12 protein-coding genes and 1 pseudogene are annotated in these 17,769 nt (G+C 51.9%); 8 read left to right on the plus strand and 5 right to left on the minus strand.

Going from position 1 to position 17,769, the window contains the following annotated elements:
* Positions 1-117 precede the first annotated feature (117 nt).
* Positions 118-2,169: a hypothetical protein gene (locus tag NDI52_RS13495; RefSeq protein WP_190789224.1), complete on the minus strand. Its 2,052-nt coding sequence runs from the start codon at positions 2,167-2,169 to the stop codon at positions 118-120.
* A 226-nt stretch (positions 2,170-2,395) separates the two neighbouring features.
* Here NDI52_RS13495 and NDI52_RS13500 point away from each other — a divergent pair, with 226 nt between their 5' ends.
* Together NDI52_RS13500 and NDI52_RS13505 are read left to right on the plus strand one after the other, a co-directional pair.
* Positions 2,396-2,926: a DUF2243 domain-containing protein gene (locus NDI52_RS13500; protein WP_242045974.1), complete on the plus strand. Its 531-nt coding sequence runs from the start codon at positions 2,396-2,398 to the stop codon at positions 2,924-2,926.
* Positions 2,927-2,936: 10 nt separating this feature from the next.
* Positions 2,937-3,158 (plus strand): hypothetical protein, encoded by a 222-nt coding sequence (locus tag NDI52_RS13505; RefSeq protein ID WP_190774441.1) that lies wholly within the window; start codon positions 2,937-2,939, stop codon positions 3,156-3,158.
* Between the two features lie 254 nt (positions 3,159-3,412).
* On the opposite strand, the gene NDI52_RS13510 is transcribed toward NDI52_RS13505, so the two are convergent.
* The gene (locus NDI52_RS13510) at positions 3,413-3,553 is read right to left on the minus strand and encodes a hypothetical protein (RefSeq protein WP_190774442.1); all 141 of its coding nucleotides are present in this window, start codon (positions 3,551-3,553) and stop codon (positions 3,413-3,415) included.
* A gap of 58 nt (positions 3,554-3,611) precedes the next feature.
* Here NDI52_RS13510 and NDI52_RS13515 point away from each other — a divergent pair, with 58 nt between their 5' ends.
* The gene (locus tag NDI52_RS13515) at positions 3,612-4,373 is read left to right on the plus strand and encodes a class II aldolase/adducin family protein (RefSeq protein WP_190774443.1); all 762 of its coding nucleotides are present in this window, start codon (positions 3,612-3,614) and stop codon (positions 4,371-4,373) included.
* A 691-nt stretch (positions 4,374-5,064) separates the two neighbouring features.
* Here the strand turns inward: NDI52_RS13515 and NDI52_RS13520 are convergent.
* Entirely contained in the window at positions 5,065-6,411 is a 1,347-nt protein-coding gene (locus NDI52_RS13520) for a DEAD/DEAH box helicase (protein ID WP_190771035.1), read from the minus strand.
* A 663-nt stretch (positions 6,412-7,074) separates the two neighbouring features.
* On the opposite strand from NDI52_RS13520, the gene NDI52_RS13525 reads away from it, so the two are divergent.
* Positions 7,075-7,230: a hypothetical protein gene (locus tag NDI52_RS13525; RefSeq protein ID WP_190771034.1), complete on the plus strand. Its 156-nt coding sequence runs from the start codon at positions 7,075-7,077 to the stop codon at positions 7,228-7,230.
* 703 nt (positions 7,231-7,933) lie between these two features.
* Here the strand turns inward: NDI52_RS13525 and NDI52_RS13530 are convergent.
* A pseudogene (locus tag NDI52_RS13530) lies at positions 7,934-8,737 on the minus strand (AAA family ATPase); the annotation flags it as partial.
* A 1,124-nt stretch (positions 8,738-9,861) separates the two neighbouring features.
* Between NDI52_RS13530 and NDI52_RS13535 the strand changes: the two are divergent.
* The 4 genes from NDI52_RS13535 (at position 9,862) to NDI52_RS13550 (ending at position 15,028) form a co-directional block, all read left to right on the plus strand.
* Positions 9,862-10,116, plus strand: a complete 255-nt coding sequence (locus NDI52_RS13535) for a hypothetical protein (protein WP_190771033.1) — start codon at positions 9,862-9,864, stop codon at positions 10,114-10,116.
* A gap of 180 nt (positions 10,117-10,296) precedes the next feature.
* On the plus strand, positions 10,297-11,583 hold the full coding sequence (locus NDI52_RS13540) for an exonuclease SbcCD subunit D (protein WP_190771032.1): 1,287 nt from the start codon (positions 10,297-10,299) through the stop codon (positions 11,581-11,583).
* Positions 11,584-11,755: 172 nt separating this feature from the next.
* On the plus strand, positions 11,756-13,825 hold the full coding sequence (locus NDI52_RS13545; RefSeq protein WP_190771031.1) for an FAD-dependent oxidoreductase: 2,070 nt from the start codon (positions 11,756-11,758) through the stop codon (positions 13,823-13,825).
* A gap of 366 nt (positions 13,826-14,191) precedes the next feature.
* Positions 14,192-15,028: a Tab2/Atab2 family RNA-binding protein gene (locus tag NDI52_RS13550; RefSeq protein WP_190771030.1), complete on the plus strand. Its 837-nt coding sequence runs from the start codon at positions 14,192-14,194 to the stop codon at positions 15,026-15,028.
* Positions 15,029-15,216: 188 nt separating this feature from the next.
* Here NDI52_RS13550 and NDI52_RS13555 read toward each other — a convergent pair whose 3' ends face one another.
* The gene (locus NDI52_RS13555; RefSeq protein ID WP_348256439.1) at positions 15,217-17,556 is read right to left on the minus strand and encodes a zinc metalloprotease HtpX; all 2,340 of its coding nucleotides are present in this window, start codon (positions 17,554-17,556) and stop codon (positions 15,217-15,219) included.
* Positions 17,557-17,769: the final 213 nt, after the last annotated feature.

Raw genomic sequence — 17,769 nt, forward strand, 5'->3', positions numbered from 1 at the left:
TTTGTCGCCCCCTAGTACTCTGTCAAGAAGTTTTTGAGGGGTCTGCGACCCCTCAAAAAATCCTCAAGTTTCATGTTCAAGTGTGGGATAACCCCACACTTGAACATTGACAGACCACTAGCCTAAACGTTGCAATTGCTGGCGAATGCGCTGTTGCAGTGCAGGAACTTGTTGTTGCAGTTCGGCAATCTCGCGCAGGAGGCGATCGCACTCATCTTCCAATTCTTGAATTTTCGCCACAAACCGTCGCCGTAAATTGCCTTCCTCTCCATCACGGCCTAAGGGATTAAGTTTGTCAGCCGCTTCCTGTTGTTGTTGAGCGAAGCGTTCTTGCTGTTGAGTCCGATGTTTCACTTCTCGTTCAATTTGGCGTACTTGTTGGTAGAGATCGAGAATATCGTGCAGTCGCTCGTAGAAGTTTTTATCGATAAATTTTTCATCCAAATACCGTTGCAAAGTTTCATAGCTGAGATCGCTAACACGTTCCTGCCGGGCAATCTGTTGCCGTTCTTTTACAATGAACGTTTGTGAGCTGCGAGCTGGGACAGTCATGCGCCAGCGTTGAAATTCTGCCGTTATTTCAACAGGCTCAGGAGTATCAAATAATGTGTTCTGGGGATGAATCCGCTGTTCGATCACCAACTTGATGGGATAGGGATTGCGGTTTTCGATGGTGTAAGTGGTTTGCGTGATGCGATACCAATCGTGGATCAGGTAGTCATTCTGGCCGAAGGCGATCGCCGCTGTCTCTTCCTGGCTACTCACATCGGGCGTTATTTGGACCCCCAAATCCACTGCATAGGGCACAAAAAATTCTCCCTGATCTGACGTAAATGCCAGTACCGCTTCTCCTACATAATTATCGGCTTCCAAAACGGTGGCAGGGCCACGCTCCAGAATGAGCCCTGTCGTGTTGGTCGCAGAAATCGTGACAACCGGATGATCGGGCAGTTTTTCAGAGTTGAACAAATGCTGTTTCCGTCCTGCCAGTGTCGCCCCGAGGATCGGCACCATAGCGCTTTGACCTCGCTTGATGGTGACTGGAATGCCTACGTCGTACTGAAATAACTCGCCTCGGGCAACACCTGTTGCCTGCACTTGCGTAGCATTCTCCAAACTACGTCGCATGGGAGCTGCTGGCGCTGACGACGCCTTACCCATGAAAGAACGGCTCATCTCAAAGTCGATACTGGGTTCCTCAAAAGCATAAAAAGCATCAGGAGCATCAGGAGCCATTGATGCGGGAGCCATCAAAGCTTCCTGAAACATCACAGGACCAGGAACCGTACGCTCCTCGTCCTGTATTTGAGGGCGATCGATAAAGCGTGGTGTGTAGAGGTCGTAGACGAAGCTGATGGGTTGCCCAGCAATCAGTGTCAACGAGACGTTTTCCAAATCTTCGTCCAGCTGGTTATCAACAATGCCCCAACCTTGAATCAACAGTTGCCCCGTTTCGGCATTGCCTGCGCCACCTTCAGGAGCTTGATCAGGGGTATAGACCAGACGATAGCTAACGCGCCAGGTTGGCGTGGGAGCGACGTAGGTTACCAGCAGATTTTCATTGGGGCGATCGAGCAGCACCGTCACACTACGCTTGTCTTCACGGGCCTGGCTCAGTTCCAGCACATAGCGCAAGTCATTGCCGCTCTGGGGGTCGAGAATATCTAACCCTCGCACTTGGGACAAGGGGTAGGTGCGCAAGTTCGGGGTACTATCCGCTTCAGCACCCACCGTCATGATCGAAATTAGCGTGCTCTCCGGCTGCGCCTCCAGTTGGTCCACACCGACCAGGCAACCACTCACGACAAACTCGGAGCCTGGTGTTGTAAGGGATTGCGGGCGGCTCGCTTCATCGCCATTTTCCGCCAGGTGAAAGCGAACAGCACGACCTCGGAGCGATCGCACCAGATCCAGCAACGCCTCATTCTCACTCAATACAATTGGCGCTTTCGCCAAGGCTGCCTGCTTCTCCTCCGGCGTCTCATAAGACACATTCACCACGTGCCCTTCCCCCTGAGGAAACGCTGCCAGGCTTTTGAGGATGTCATTCATCTCCTCTTTCTTGAAGGTGAGCGTCACCGCCGCACTGCTCCCCACCGAGCCATAACGCTCAAAGAAACCCACCCCATGCTTGTAAAGCACCATCCGTTTCACAGGCAAGTTGGGCATCGTCGTCTCCTCTCCATCATTGGGTCGTTCTATCCACACTATCCAGCAGGATTAGGCATTGTCCATAACTTCTGTACGTTGAGGAGGGGCGCACTGTGCCCCTCCTCGGCCAAACGATATCTCCTACCATCGACAGTTCCAGCGATCGCCTCGCACCTCCTACCGTAAGCACAGACGGGAATTCTCCTATATACTTCAAATCTCCACCATGACTGTTCCCAACCCCATGGCTTCCGACTCTGAAGCAGTCAAAGAAACTGCTTTAGTCAAAGGCGATCGCCGTCCTCTGATCTTCGCTGGCATCCTGTTGGGAGCCAGCCATGCTGGCTTCTTTGATGGGATTGTGTTGCATCAACTGTTGCAATGGCATCACATGTTTTCTAACGTTGATGCCACCAACACCATTGCCGGAATGGATCTCAATACTTTAGGTGATGGCCTATTTCATCTGTGGAATTGGACGGTGGAGATCACAGGCCTGATTATCCTTTGGCAGGCCTTGAAGCAGCCGGATGCTAACCGATCCGGAGCGATTTTTTGGGGAGCTTTAATGCTGGGATTTGGGCTCTTTAACGTGACAGAAGGGATTATCGACCACCATCTCTTACAAATTCATCACGTTAAGTCAGGTCCCTATCAATCCCTGTATGACATCGGCTTCTTGTTGATTAACACGCTAATTGCTGGACTGGGGTGGATGCGGGTGCGGCCCAATTCCATTCCCGTAGGAGAATCTTCCGCTCGTACATCAAGTTGAGGACTGTATTATGCCCGGTGGACAAGCTAGCCATAAAGGCCATTCTGCAAAACCCAATGTAAACGCCCCCGGCGTTATTGGTGAAGCATCTGACATGTCGCAAGACCCCATGGATGAATTGCCCGAAGAGCTGACCAATAATGCAGCCCATCGCGCCGAAGTGGAAACTCTTCACTATCCCCCTGCGATGGAACGGCCCAAAACAGGCGATGAAAATACTCCATCTGAGTAATATCAAATCTGGTTGAAGAACCCAAATATAGAAGTGCGCGGGGCTTTGCCCCGCGCCCCCCCCCCCCCACTTCTATATTTGGGTTTTATAGTTGATACCGTTTTTATATAAAGCTGCCGGAAGGGTGTGATCTACTTCATGAGAATTGCTGGAGTCTTAACAGAAGATAGCCGAAGCTTGGGAAACCTCCTATCATCTGACAACATAATGGTCTCTTACATAGGTTCTGGTCGAATGGTGTCTACAACCAAAATTTAAGTTTGAGAACTGTCTGCAACCGCCGCCACGCTAACCCAGACTTTCATGCCCTTGCTGGGTAGCTCCAGGCTCTCTGGGGTTGATGGGATGGAGCGACCGCCGTCTGGAAACGTACCCAAAAACTTGACCCTAGGCATCCTCTAGCTCATAACTGCTTGAGCGCATTGCAAAAACTCGCCACCCCTTAATCTCACCATGATTCAACCCAATCTGCCCCAACCTCCCGTCTTCGGTTCGGTCCAGGAAGAACGCTTACATCGGCAACAGCGCTTGGCAGCAGCCTTTCGATTATTTGCCCGCTATGGCTTTGATGAAGGGGTAGCCGGTCACATTACAGCCCGCGACCCAGAGCTAATTGACCACTTCTGGGTAAACCCATTTGGAATGTATTTCGGGCACATCCGCGTATCCGATCTGCTACTGGTGAACCATAAGGGAGAAGTGGTGAAGGGCGATCGCCCCGTCAACGCCGCAGCCTTTGCCATTCACTCTCAGATCCACCAGGCCCGCCCAGATGTTGTCGCCGCTGCCCATGCCCACTCACTCTACGGCAAAACCTGGGCTTCCCTGGGGCGTTTACTCGATCCCATCACCCAGGACGCCTGCTCCTTCTACGAAGACCACGCCCTATTCGACGACTACACCGGAGTCGTGCTAGACACCTCCGAAGGGCAACGCATCGGCACCATCTTGGGCGAGCGCAAAGCCGCCATTCTCCGCAACCACGGCCTGCTAACAGTGGGCCACTCCGTTGACGAAGCCGCCTGGTGGTTCATCACCATGGATCGCTCCTGCCAAACCCAACTTGCTGCCGAGGCCGCCGGAAAACCCGTCGTCATTCCCCATGAAGTTGCACAACTCACCTTCAGCCAGGTAGGTTCCCACTACATGGGCTGGTTCTCTTTCCAATCCTTGTACGACAAAATCGTCCGAGAAGAACCCGATCTCCTGGAGTAAGGAGATTTCTGAGAAACAATATCCCCATTATTTGGAAAAAAGGCGCGGCTTCGCCGCGCCTTTTTTCCAAATAATGGGGAAGTTCTTATCTGGAAATCTCCTAAGTCTTTATAGAACTTAACAAGCCACTGTACTTGATGCATATTTGTTGTTGTGGTGTGCAAAGCACATCACAACAAACGAAAGCTCTGTTTTTGCGTGATGCAGTATGCAGTAGTGGGACGCGTTATGCGTCCCACTACTGCATACTAGGGTTCTTCAACCAGATTTGATAGAAGGATCCAGTTGCCCCTATAACTGCACAGGCCACCATCACCCCAGCCTGAATCCAACCCCCACAAATGCGAAGCGGCCTAACGCATCTCCTGCAAAATCCCTTTAACCGAAGGGGGACTGGGGGAACGGGCTGCCGTTTCCCCAGTCGGGGGGTTTGGGGGGCGACGCGCCCCCAAGCCAAACCTCATACTACAACCCAATTGATTCAGAGCTCAAGCAAATCCACAACACCTCAAGTATTCTTGTTAACCTCAGTTCGGGACAAGCTGAAGTGCTCATTTTGGCGTGCGTTTCGCGCACACCAAAATGAGCTTTTTCGAGTGCCGGGCAATGCCAGCACTCGAAAAAGCCCTTAACTTGAACTCCGATTTGTTACCTGTGGTGCACAAAATGCACCACCCACAACACCGTAGTTCTAATGAGCCTTCCGCCGCTCAGAAACAGAACGAGACGAGGGCACAGGCTTAGCATGAGCCTGCCCCGATCGCGCAGATTTCCGGGGAGATGAATCTTGAGAACGAAGCTTTGGCTTATGAGAGGATGACTGGTTGGGTTGCGATCGCCCCTGCCGTCCAGCATGACCAGACTGCCTACCTAAATTTGCTGCCACAGCAGAGGAATCCGGCTCAAATCCTTCAACCACCTCCTGAGGCACCGAGCGTTTCATCAGTTTCTCAATGTCTGACAAATACTTATATTCATCAGCACAAACCAGAGACAGCGCTTCTCCCTCAGACCCAGCGCGCCCCGTTCGCCCAATGCGGTGCACGTAGTCCTCCGGCACATTGGGTAACTCGTAGTTAATCACCATCGGCAGCTCCGTGATATCAATACCCCGAGCTGCAATATCTGTAGCCACCAGCACCTGTACATTACCGCCCTTAAATTGAGCCAGGCTGCGGGTCCGTGCGGCCTGGCTCTTATTTCCATGGATTGCCAGAGAGGTAATGCCTGCCTGAGCTAGCTTCTTAGAAAGGCGATCGGCACCGTGTTTAGTACGGGTAAAGACCAATACCTGATACCAGTTGTTTTGCTTAATCAGATGGGTGAGGAGGTCAGATTTGCGATCGCTCGCCACCCGATATACCTTCTGAGTAATCAACTCCGCTTTTGGATGCACGGGCGGCACCTCAATCAATACCGGCTCATGCAACAACGATTGAGCTAAAGATTTGATTTCCGGAGAGAAAGTAGCCGAGAACAGAAGATTTTGGCGCTGTTTTGGCAGAAGGTTGAGAACACGGCGAATATCGCGGATAAAGCCCATGTCTAACATGCGGTCAGCTTCATCTAGCACCAGGATCTCTACCTGAGACAAATCCACAGTGCCTTGCTGCACGTGATCTAGCAAGCGGCCCGGTGTCGCCACTAAAATATCAACCCGCCCTTTCAACTGGCGTACTTGGGGATTCATATTGACTCCACCAAATACCGTAATGGACTTCAGGCCGAGATGGACACCATAGGCTTTAACGCTCTCCTCTACCTGAGCAGCCAGTTCGCGAGTGGGAGTTAGAATCAGGGTTCGAATGGGAGGACGGCGATGCCCCAAGTTCGAGACAGGTTGAGTCGAAAGCCGTTGCAAAATTGGCAGAGTAAACCCAGCGGTTTTTCCCGTTCCTGTTTGAGCCCCAGCCAGCACATCGCGGCCCGACAAAATAGCTGGAATGGCCTGAGCCTGAATGGGTGTTGGCTCCGTGTAGCCCCGTGCAGTAACCGCACGGACAATCCCATCGGATAGACCGAGGTTAGAAAAGGTCATGAAACTCCAGAAGTAAAATCGGTCTGTCGCCGCAAACGGCACCAGTCTTAGGCAGACGGATAGGAACTTGAAACGCAATCGGTCGTAGTACGAAGACTGGTAGCGAACACCGACACTTTATTCTACCGCACTAGCCTTGGAGCTCGCGATATTCAGCCCAGTTCGCCAGTAATTCTCAGCTTTGAAGCCCGAAAATAGCCCGCCTTCGGCGGACTATTTTCGGCTAGATTCCAAAATGAGAATTGCTGCCAGTTCGCCAGCCAGATACTGTTCTAAGCGTATGGCTGGTTCAAGACTTAGGCATTCTTGTGGCGCGCAAAAGCACAAGAATGCTTAAGCTATATGTTACTGCGAAGGCATTTGCAACCCTTTCACCACACTCCATCCAAATGTTTAGAACACCACCCCAATGAGTTGCTTCTATCCTTCATTTCAAGATGAAACGGATAGTCTATCGACTGGAAGAGGAGCAAAAAGCCTCAAGGTAGCCCATTAGGGTGAACTTTCCTATTTTCATTTCTCATCTTAGCCATTAAAATAGCTGAAGTTATTGTGTAGCAAGGGCTACGAATTTTATTTATTTTTTGTATAGATGGTTACAGAAAAATCTAGAAAATGATAATCTGAGAAATGAAGACACTATATCGTTCATCCCCGCGTCCTATGTTGAGAAATCCCAAGCAATCCCGGAACGAAATCGCTCAGGCTCACCGCGAAAACCTGCGCCAAAATCTGCAACGCCGCATGGAAGCAGCTCAAGCACGGGGTGATGAAGATCTTCTGCGTCAACTGCAAGCCGAAGCTCAGTACATCGGCTAGAAACTTTCAGCTCCTAAAGAGGTGGGTGCGGTACTGAGTGCCGCACCCACCTCTTTAGGTAATCCTAACTAGCCCAAGTTTGGGTTAAGGGCTTTTTTGAGGGGTGCGCGAGGCGCACCCCTCAAAAAAGCCTATTTTTCCATACACTCTGCGTATGACTCAATAGGCTCTTGGGCTTATCCCGAATTATGGTTAATTAGCCCTAAACTAACATTGTTTAACCTCAGTTCGGGATAAGCTGAAGTGCTCATTTGGGGTGCGCTTTGCGCACCCCAAATGAGCGTTTTCGAGTGCTGCGCGTTACGCAGCACTCGAAAACGCCCTTAACCCGAACTCAGGTTATTTATAACGGAAAGTCAGTAGACCAGGTAGGCACATCATCCTGGAGCGATCGCCCATATACGACCACCTGCTGCATCCCATCCGGCAGCACCGTTGCCAGGTAAGGTTGTAGGGCTGCCATCACCGCATCGGACGCGGGAGTTTCCGGCGCACTCACCAGCACGCTGAGGGTCGATTCCCGTTGGCGTACCTGTACCTGAAGTTGGGAAGCATTGAGGGTTTCCTGAAGCCGGGTTGTGAGGGCTGCTTCCAGTTGAGCGATCGCCTTCTCACCATCATCCCCACTAACCGAACCCGACGATCCGGGACTAGAAGCCTGCGTTCGCCAATGCAACGTACCACTAGCCGATGCGGGTGCAGGAATATCGTCCTCGGTCAGGGTTGTCAGCTCCTCGTCAGTCAGATTCATGGGAGAGACCGCTAACCGATTGGCCTGCTTTTCCAGAGTTTTCTCAAACAGATTACGGACAAGGCGGCCGTTGCCAAAGGTGCGATCGCGCTCGTCATACAGCGCATTCAACACGGCCAGTAACCGCTGCCGGGCACCATCCGTCAGGTGGAAATGGCTCTTACTGGCCATCTTCTCGTAAATTTGCAATAACTCCTGGGGTTCGTAATCATTGAAGAAGTAGTAGCGATTAAAGCGCGACTTCAGGCCAGGGTTAGATTCGACAAAATTCTCCATCTCGTCGGTGTAGCCTGCAACGATCACGACGAGGCGATCGCGATAATCCTCCATCCGCTTCAGTAACGTATCTACCGCTTCCTGACCAAAATCTCGGCTACCGCTTGAATCACGAGGCACCAAGGCATAAGCTTCGTCAATGAACAGCACCCCATCCAAAGCCGTCTGTACCAGGTCATCAACCTTCTTTGCCGTTTGTCCGATGTACCCGGCCACCAGTCCGGAGCGATCGGTTTCGATCAGATGCCCCTTCTTCAAAAAGCCCAGTCCCTTGAAGATACGGCTTATCAGCCGAGCAACCGTCGTCTTCCCGGTTCCGGGTGGCCCTCCAAATACAGAATGCAAGGAAACAGGGGTTTGCGCTAATCCCCGTTCTGCCCGAATCTTTTGTACTTTGAGGAAGTTCGTCAGGGTTTTGACTTCCTCCTTAATGTTCTCCATACCCACCAGCTCGTTCAGTTCTGCCAGGGCTTTTTCGAGAATTTCCTCTGGCTTTTCATCAGTAGTGGGGGGGGCTGGAGAAGCCGCATTGGGGGGAGCTGATGTTGTGCCTGCCGTGGCAGCAGCGGGTTGTTTGGGGGCGATCGCCGTCATCAGCTCTGTCAGTTTCTTGTCGTAGCTCTCAATGGGCTGAAACTGGTGCAGTAGTTGCCAAATTTGCGACAGGGCCTCCATTTCCTGCATGGTGATAGTACCATCAGCTTTCACCAGCACCTGGGCAAACTTGTAAATGCCATTGACCGCAGCTTCCCGATAACGGCTGCCCGTCTCAGTATCCAACTTGTTGAGCAGTGTAGGCAGATTGAGCACGTCGCCGGGTTGCGTCTGGTTCAACTCCAGCAGGGTTTGCAGCGTCACTTTTTGGTACTTCAGTCGATCTGCTGCTGAAAACTCCCAGGTTTGCACAGCGTTGAGTTTGTCAGCATCCTGCTTAATCTGAGCATAGATGGTCAGGAAGGCCAGCAATTCTGTGGCGCTGATTTCCTTATTGCTGCGTCCACAAATCTGGACAATCTTGGCCAGATCGACCGTCATCAAGTCGGCATAGCGCGAATCCAACTTGAGGATGGGTTCCAGAGTTTTGTACAGCAGGTTTGCTTCATCTTTAACCTGCCGAAAGCCAACAATTTGTCGAAAATCCACGGGCTGCTCCTGAACGGTGGACGACGGGCCGCATCGTCATCATACCGAACCTCCCCCCATTGGATGTATCCCACTTTGGAGCATCCATCGGTCATTCCTTTAAAGTTTCTGGTTTTACGGGTATGTTGCAGGCGTAGAACCAGGACTTTCAGAAGAATAGATCTCCTGCATGAATCGACTTCTGAGGGTGTGAATCGCCACGTGGCTTCGTCGCGCAGCGATTTACGTAACCTCAGTTCGGGATAAGCTGAAGTGCTCATTTTGGCGTGCGCGAAACGCACGCCAAAATGAGCGTTTTCGAGTGCCGCGCGACGCGCGGCACTCGAAAACGCCCTTAACCCGAACTCAGGTTACGTAGAAGGTCTGAGGGCCTTGCTGGTGGAGGTCCATTCAGCAACGGAAATCATTGGGCTAGTTTTAAGGCAAAATCCAAGTAGAAACATAGTGCTGTGGGTGGAAGGATGAAAGATAAATTGCTCGGGTGGCTAAATGCTGCTCTGATGTGGAACTTGTTTTTTGTGTTTGTAGCCTTTGGTTGGTTTGCGATCGCCGTCCTTGGCCGCTACACCGATACACCCTTAGGGTTGGAACTCTGGTACAAGCTCTGGCAGCCCTTGTTTCAGCCAGCCATTGGCATTCTGATGCTGGGGTCGATCGTCAGTGGAGTTGCCAGCTGGGTAAATAAACGGCTGTCACAACGAGCCTCTAATTCATAAAAGGAACTCTTCGCGCTACACACTCATTAAACGTGAATTTAATAAAACCCCGTTTTTTTGGAAAGCTTGATGTAGTCGAGCTTTCCAAAAAAATCAGGGTTGTATTTTGGACGATACACCCTAGCAAAGGCCTGTGTTTCTGGACTACAATGCGTTCATTTGTTCGGGTGGATAACCACGATGGCTCGATTTCTCCATGTGGCGGACGTGCATTTGGGCTTTGACCGCTACGACAGCAAGGAGCGCACGCGAGACTTCTATGAGGCGTTTCAGGATGCCCTGTATCGCTATGCGATCGCTGATCCGGTAGACTTCGTCCTCATCGTCGGAGATCTGTTTGAGCATCGCACCATCCAACCCAATATCCTGAACCAGGCTCAGCTTTGCATTCAAGAACTAGAGGAAGCAGGCATTCCAGTTCTAGCCATTGAGGGCAACCATGATAATCGGCCCTATGGTACGCGTACGAGCTGGTTACGTTATCTGGCAGAGTGGGGCAATTTGATTTTATTGGAACCGGGAGACGTATCTGGGGGAGAACCCTTCTACGCACCCTGGGATCCTGAGGAGAAACGGGGCGGTTACATTGACCTACCCTGTGGTGTGCGGGTATTGGGTTCTCACTGGTACGGTGCGACAGCGTCTCAGGCGATCGTGCAAATTGCTGGAGCCATTCGGGAACTGCCTCCGGGCCCCCCAAATACTGTGATGATGTTCCACCATGGTCTTGAGGGGCAGATTGCACGGTATCAGGGAGCTTTACGTTACAACGAGTTACTGCCCCTAAAAGAAGCCGGGGTAGATTATCTGGCTCTGGGGCACATTCACAAGAGTTATAGCGAGGGCGGTTGGGTTTTTAACCCCGGCTCGATCGAGGCGAATAGCGTCGAGGAAACAAACTTCGATCGAGGAGTTTATCTGGTTGAGATTGATACTGAAGGTGTTCGAGCCGAGCTAAAGCAGGATTATCAGCAGCGACCGATTGTGCGGCTACGGCATCGAGTGACCGAGAAGGAGACGATGGAGGAGGTGGAGCAAGGGGCGATCGCCATCCTAGAACACGCCACCCACTCCGGCTACCTCCGCCCCGACACAGCTCCCATTGTGGAATTGCGAATTGAAGGAAACATCGGTTTTAACCGGCTAGATTTAGATGTTCGCCAACTCAAGTCCGACCTGCAAGAAAAGTCCAATGCTCTGATCTTCTTGCTGAAGTTTGAAGCGGAGCAAACGGAGTTTGAATCCTATGTGCCAGATGGAGCCGATCGCCAGCACATTGAACGAGAAGTATTTTTAGACTTCCTATCTGCCAGTGCTGCCTATAAAAAACGGGCTACAGAACTGGCTCAAGGTCTGATCCATTTGAAGGGGTACCAGTTAGATCAGCGGCCTGAATCAGAGCTTTATACCTTTGTGGAAAACCTACTCACATCGGAAGGAAGACAAGATCCGGATGGGGGGCGCTAAACTCTAAGCAACCAAATAGTTCGCACTTTCGTCGCCTGTATCCACGGGGGATCGTTTGTGTACGTTTGGTTTCAGAAAAAGATATCCGGCTGCCGCCCCCACAAGCCTGAATTAAGATTTCTGGTGGAATCGCTATCTACCGCTGCTTTCCCATAAGCCCCAGGTGAATTTCATGTTCAAGAAACGCTTTACATCGTCCCTTTCAGCCGTACTGGGATCGATACTGACTGCGTCCGGATTAAGTATTTGGCCTGTGGCGATCGCCCAGGCCCAGCCCCGTTCCACTACTACCACCGCTACCCCGGATCAAACCGTTGAGTGTGAAATCTTGATCGTCGGTGGTGGAATTTCTGGAGTGAGTGCAGCCATTGAATCTTTAAAGATGGGACGAACGGTCTGTATGACCGAACTGACCGACTGGGTTGGCGGGCAGTTGACCTCGCAGGGCACGTCAGCCCTGGACGAATCCCGGAAGCAGCGGGAGCTGCTGTATTTTCCGCAAGGATATCTGGAGTTTCGTCGCCGCATTGAGAAAAACTATGGGATTCGTAACCCGGGGGATTGCTGGGTGAGCCTGTCCTGCTTCTTGCCCCACGATGCCCAAGACATCCTGCGGGACATGTTAGAGGAAGCTGAGGATGAGGGGGATGGAGAACTCAAGTTATTTCCCTCAACCGTTATTAAAGAGCTGCAATATAACGCGGCAGGTAATCTCATTACGGCGGCAACGGCTATTCAGCACTCCCCTGCCCCTGGGACACCACCGCTGAACACAGAAACGTTGTCCTCTATGATTCAGGACGCGTATCGGTATGAGGATAGCGATCGCCTTTCCAAATCCGTTATTCGCTTCGTTCCCAAACCACCCGACGACGATGAGACAGCGCCTCAACCTGCGCCCTGGTACGTCATTGAAGCTACTGAGACTGGGGAACTGGTCGCTCTCACCGATGTACCCTATCGCGTTGGGATTGATCCACGCTCCTCAGTCAACCCATCTTCTCCAACAACGACTGCAGATCCCTACTGCACCCAGGGCTTTACCTACACCTTTGCCATGGAGCGTACGGAGGAGCCACAGCAGTACGAAGAGCCTAGCTTCTACCAGCGTTATCGCCCCTACTATGGTTTCGATCCAAACCCACGCTTAGCAGATGTGGATGTGATCTTCACCTATCGCCGTATCTGGAGCCCAGAGCCGCGCTCTACAGAGAAAGTGTTTGGGGTATCCCGGCCCAAACCCGGGGATATTTCTATGCAGAATTGGGTGTGGGGAAATGATTATCGCCCCGGTACTTCCGAAGATAACTTAATTCTGACCCACGATCAGCTTCAAGCCCAGGGCCAACTAGAACCGGGTGGTTGGCAGGGTGGATTACGGACAGAAACCTTGCGCTCTGGGGAAGAACTGGCCCTCGGCTTCTTTTATTGGATCGTGGCAGACAACACGGATTCTCAACTGGGAGACGGCGTGAAACAACCCGCTCCGAACCACCGCTTTCTGTCAGGCTTTGACTCACCGATGGGGACGGCACATGGGTTATCCAAATATCCCTATATTCGAGAGTCGCGCCGCATCATTGGTCGTCCGTCCTATGGCTATGATCAGGGTTTTGCCATTAACGAGATCGACATTTCCTGGGCAAACTTTCAGGATGAGTACTACCGCAACACGCTATCGCCCCAGGAGTACCAGAGCCTATGGGTTGGATTAGCAGGGTTAGAGACGACCTCGGCTATTCTTAATCAAACTCCCCCAGAGCAAATTCAGCGACGCACTCGGGCTACTATTTATCCGGATTCTGTCGGCATTGCCCAATACGCGATCGACTTCCACCCCTGTATGGCCTATGGGCCGCCAGAAGCACCCGGCAACATTGAGCGGCCTGGTGTTCGGCAAGCGCATGGGGCATCGTATCCAGCTCAAATTCCATTGTCTGCACTGATTCCTCAAAAAATCGACAACATGTTGGTAGCCGGAAAGAACATTGCCACGAGCTACAGTGCAGCAGCGGCCTATCGCGTTCATTCTTTTGAGTGGTCGTCAGGCGTAGCAGCGGGAACAACGGCATCCTTTGCGCTTTCCGAAGGTATCTTGCCCTACGAATTGGTCGATAATTTGCCCCGCCCAGAGCCGAAGCTGGCCGAACTGCAAGCCATGTTGCAGCGGAATGGCAACCCGACAGCGTTCCCCAATACCTCCATCTTTAATCTGAATTGGGACGAATGGCGTCCCTGGTAGGTTGAGACGATGGGTGCATCCCACTTTTGTAAGTGAAGCGGGCGAAGCCCGCTTCACTTACAAAAGTGGGATGCACCCCAGACAATTGGTGATTCCAGAGCCGGTTCTACAACGTTGTTTTCAGACGCTTCGCGCTTAAAAACAACGCTTCACGCAACTAGCAAGCATGGCCTAGTAGACATCTAAATTCTTCTAAAACGGGAGGGTGAATCTTCATCCTCCCGTTCCCTTGAGATAATTTATCGGGTAATACCAATTAAAGTTAAATGTTTATGATGAAAAGTGGCGCGGCGCAAAGCGCCGCGCCATTTTTCATCATAAACATTTAACCCGACATGATATAAACTCCCCTGGATGGAAGCAGCTATGACCGTTTGGCAAGTGGATTTTTATCGACGACCGTTGCAGGATGAAGCTGGGCAATCTCTTTGGGAACTGGTAGTTTGCGAAGCGACAGGGGCGGATTTTGGAGGACTATCCCTATGCCCCCAACAAGAAGCAAATGCGGCCTGGATCGCCCAACAGTTGCAATATATGGCAGGGGGTAAACTGCCTGAAAAATTACAAGTATTTCGCCCCCAAGCATTGAGTTTGGTGACTGAAGCAGCTCAGCGCTTGGGTATTGAGGTTGAGGCGACTCGCCATGTACCCGTTCTAAAGCAGCTTCTACAAAGGCGAGCAGCAGATTATGTACAGATGCCAGGATATACAGGGCAGGCATATGATCCCTTAGCTCTTGAGATGCCGCCGCCAGTGCCGGTACCTGAAACCTTGTGGGGCGATCGCTGGCGTTTTGGGTCGATCGCTGCGGCCGATCTCGAACCCGCTTTTGCAGCCAAGCCCATTCCCATCTTCTCCATGCCAAAGGATTTGATGCCAGCCAATCTGGGTCTTGCTTCGACGCTGGCTATCCCTGGAGTCATTATTGATGGGGGACGGGTTTCAATGCGGTTGGCGCAATGGCTCGGTTCTATCAAACCAGCATTTTTGTCTTACATTCCTGGATCTCCAGATGGTCTGATTCTGGATGCTGGGTTAGCCGATCGCTGGGTCTTGGCCACGTTCGAGGATCCCGATGTACAAGCTGCTGCTAAAAGTTTTCAAGAGCGACAGACAAAAGCTCAAGGATTACACTTCTTACTGGTACAACCCGATGACTCGGGAGTAACCTATAGCGGTTTGTGGCTGTTGCAGAAGGTTTAGATATAGCGCTGTGCGCGTTGATTCAGTACAGTGATGTGGGGCACTTCGTGCCCCACATCACCATTTCTAGACTTAACGCATTCGCACATAGGTACTACAGAGCGGGTGAATCCCAGTTTTGTTAATATGGTGGACTTCGCTCGCCATATTAACAAAATTGGGTTTTCAGCCTGGGAGTAGGATTACCTCTACAGATCACCATGAACGATGGTGTAGCAGCTCCACAGGATAAGTAAACCGGCCAAAACAGTAGACCAGAGTGGGTGCCCGGCCCGAAGTGGCTTGCTGCTCTGGGACTGTAGGACATCCAGATCTAACCAGGGAGTAACACCCCGACGAAACCAGCCGGTTGCCATCACAGAGCAATGTAGAAAATCCTGCAACTGGCGCCAACCTGCCAGTGGGTTTTGCTTAGACGTAATAGCAGGCAAAAAGTGCAGCCGCAGTAAACCTGCATCAGTTTTTAGAATTAAATCCTGGCCTATAGCATTAGCAACGCCACGACGCCCCAGCAACGTTCCCTGAAAGCGCACAGCCTTAGCATTGGCTGGAAGGGCTCCAGGAGGAGAAAGCAGCTCAGGCAGATTGCCCAGTGGTACGTCGTTCGGACGTTTGATTTCAGGGAAAAAGGGATTAATTCGCAGGAATGTGGTGATGCCAAAGCCAATGCACAGGCTAACCATATGGATAAAATCACTGCGGAACCAGTCAAAGGAAAGCCAACCCATGCGGTCCGCCATCAAACCAAACCACCACAGCCCCTGTCCCACCATGAGCCCTATCAACAGACCCAACGCAGGCAGGGCTTGAAGTGCCATCGGTTGCCATTCTTGAGGGGTAGGCCGGGACGGACGTGTTAGTGGAGAAAACTCCACTTCAGCATCAATCCCCCAGCGCTGAGCATAGCGAGCCAAGATGTAGAGACGATCGCCCAAAGGTGGGTGGGAATCCCGCATTGCAAGCCAGCGACGGAAAGGATTGCTGCGATCCCACTCCAGGAGTGCAGCGCCTGGATAGGTTGGATACAGGCTCCCAAGGGTCAGGGCTGACTGAACACCAATGGGGGAAAGCAGATCAAATTGCTCTAGGAATGCCGGGGTTTGACCCTGATGTTCGACCTCCTTGGCAGTACCAATTGCCATTTTCAGCAGAGCCCGCGTGAGGGCATTGGGGTTACTTGTCATCTCAGAAGCAATGCGATCGCTATAGAACAACCGCATTCGAGATAGCCACAGGCCGGTCAAGCGAATGCTCCAAAAAATGCCATAGCTCACAACCGAAATGACAACAGCCAGCCCCTTCAAAATTACATTGCTACGTCGATTGCCCCATTGCGCCACTATCCAGTAAATACCAAAAGGAATCTGGGCCAGGGTAACCAGCGCTGACAACACGGCTGCATCTCGAAATCGCAAATGAGCCAGTTCCGCTGCCACTACAGCCGCAATTTCTTCCTCACTTAACTGCTCAAGTAGCCCCCGACTGAGCACTAACTGAGCTTTTTTCGACCAAAAGCCGCCATAGGTAAAACTAACGGGTACAGAATCCGTAAGATAGCCAAGAGTGGGAGTTAAAGACCGTCGTTGTCTGGCAAACGTCTGCAATACCTGGCCAGCTTCCGGGCTGTACTGCTTCAGCTCCTCGAACGTCAAAGGTTTGAGCCCCTTTGTTTGTCTCAACTGGAACCGGAGAGCCCAGAAGGGCGAGAGGAGAGCGATCGCCACCAGGGGAAATACGACCCAGCGTGGATCGGTATCATTGACCCATCCTCGGAGGCTAAAGTCGCCAAAGGCCATACGGTTGATGATGCCGTTATAAATGCTCTGGAGGAAATGAACCAGCGCAATGAGCCAGACGACAAGCCCCACTAAAGTAACCGCTTCCAATACCCATAACTTTGCCTGGTCAATATTCCCTAAAGAACTCTTCTGCTGAGCGCGGCCTGCTTGCCGCCAGAAGGAATCGGATGATGTAGAGCCGGGATACCGAGGGGGGATGGTTGGGGTTGAGGTAGTGACACTTGCAACCTTGGCATGCACCGTCTTGGGCACCGAGGTTGGTACTCTGGTTTGTTGCACCGTCTTGGGCACCGAAGTCGGTATACCCGTTGGTTGCACAGTTTTAGGTGAGGAGGTTGAACGCCGTATTGTTAACCCTGCGGCCAAGTCGTCATCTAGTGCGGTATTGGAAGTAGTAGCAGTTCCCTTATCTCGTGCAGTACCCTGAAGTTGCCGGAGCATCTGGTTTGCCCACTGGTACACCGAGGGGTTGGGATGCGCCGTCAATTGTTCGCAAAGTGTAACGGCCTCCTGTGTACGCCCCAGACCGGCGTAGGCTTTCACTAAACCCACTTGTGCTTTGACCTGGCTGTCGGGGTCCCGTGCTCCCTGGGCGACCCCTTGCAGTAGAGCGATCGCTTCGCGGTATTCCTTCTTCTGAACAGCTACAAGCCCTGCTTTAAGAGCTGACGGTCGGCGATGTGGCCGAGAAGACCGACGTTTGGCAGATGAATCAGACGGATCGACCATATCCCCTAAGTGGCGTACCTCAAAAAGCCAGTATAGTTCAGCGATCGCCGATCGTCAGTACGCCCTAAGAATACTCCAGAGCGATAAAAAATCTATTTGTAGAGGCTGGTCAACGCATTCAAAAACAGCCAAGAGTTTGCATAGCAGGGTTTATCAAGCCCGCATCAAGAAGGGAGAGATGAGGCTTTGCTTTACCTCTCCCCTTTTGGCAAG

It is taken from the genome of Leptolyngbya sp. PL-A3, from assembly GCF_039962325.1.
Classification (GTDB): domain Bacteria; phylum Cyanobacteriota; class Cyanobacteriia; order Elainellales; family Elainellaceae; genus Vacuolonema.

Excerpts from the sequence above, each read along its gene's own strand:
- NDI52_RS13495 (WP_190789224.1), bottom strand. The coding sequence starts at position 2,169 with ATGCCCAACTTGCCTGTGAAACGGATGGTGCTTTACAAGCATGGGGTG.
- NDI52_RS13500 (WP_242045974.1), top strand. The coding sequence starts at position 2,396 with ATGGCTTCCGACTCTGAAGCAGTCAAAGAAACTGCTTTAGTCAAAGGC.
- NDI52_RS13505 (WP_190774441.1), top strand. The coding sequence starts at position 2,937 with ATGCCCGGTGGACAAGCTAGCCATAAAGGCCATTCTGCAAAACCCAAT.
- NDI52_RS13510 (WP_190774442.1), bottom strand. The coding sequence starts at position 3,553 with ATGCCTAGGGTCAAGTTTTTGGGTACGTTTCCAGACGGCGGTCGCTCC.
- NDI52_RS13515 (WP_190774443.1), top strand. The coding sequence starts at position 3,612 with ATGATTCAACCCAATCTGCCCCAACCTCCCGTCTTCGGTTCGGTCCAG.
- NDI52_RS13520 (WP_190771035.1), bottom strand. The coding sequence starts at position 6,411 with ATGACCTTTTCTAACCTCGGTCTATCCGATGGGATTGTCCGTGCGGTT.
- NDI52_RS13525 (WP_190771034.1), top strand. The coding sequence starts at position 7,075 with ATGTTGAGAAATCCCAAGCAATCCCGGAACGAAATCGCTCAGGCTCAC.
- NDI52_RS13535 (WP_190771033.1), top strand. The coding sequence starts at position 9,862 with ATGAAAGATAAATTGCTCGGGTGGCTAAATGCTGCTCTGATGTGGAAC.
- NDI52_RS13540 (WP_190771032.1), top strand. The coding sequence starts at position 10,297 with ATGGCTCGATTTCTCCATGTGGCGGACGTGCATTTGGGCTTTGACCGC.
- NDI52_RS13545 (WP_190771031.1), top strand. The coding sequence starts at position 11,756 with ATGTTCAAGAAACGCTTTACATCGTCCCTTTCAGCCGTACTGGGATCG.
- NDI52_RS13550 (WP_190771030.1), top strand. The coding sequence starts at position 14,192 with ATGACCGTTTGGCAAGTGGATTTTTATCGACGACCGTTGCAGGATGAA.
- NDI52_RS13555 (WP_348256439.1), bottom strand. The coding sequence starts at position 17,556 with ATGGTCGATCCGTCTGATTCATCTGCCAAACGTCGGTCTTCTCGGCCA.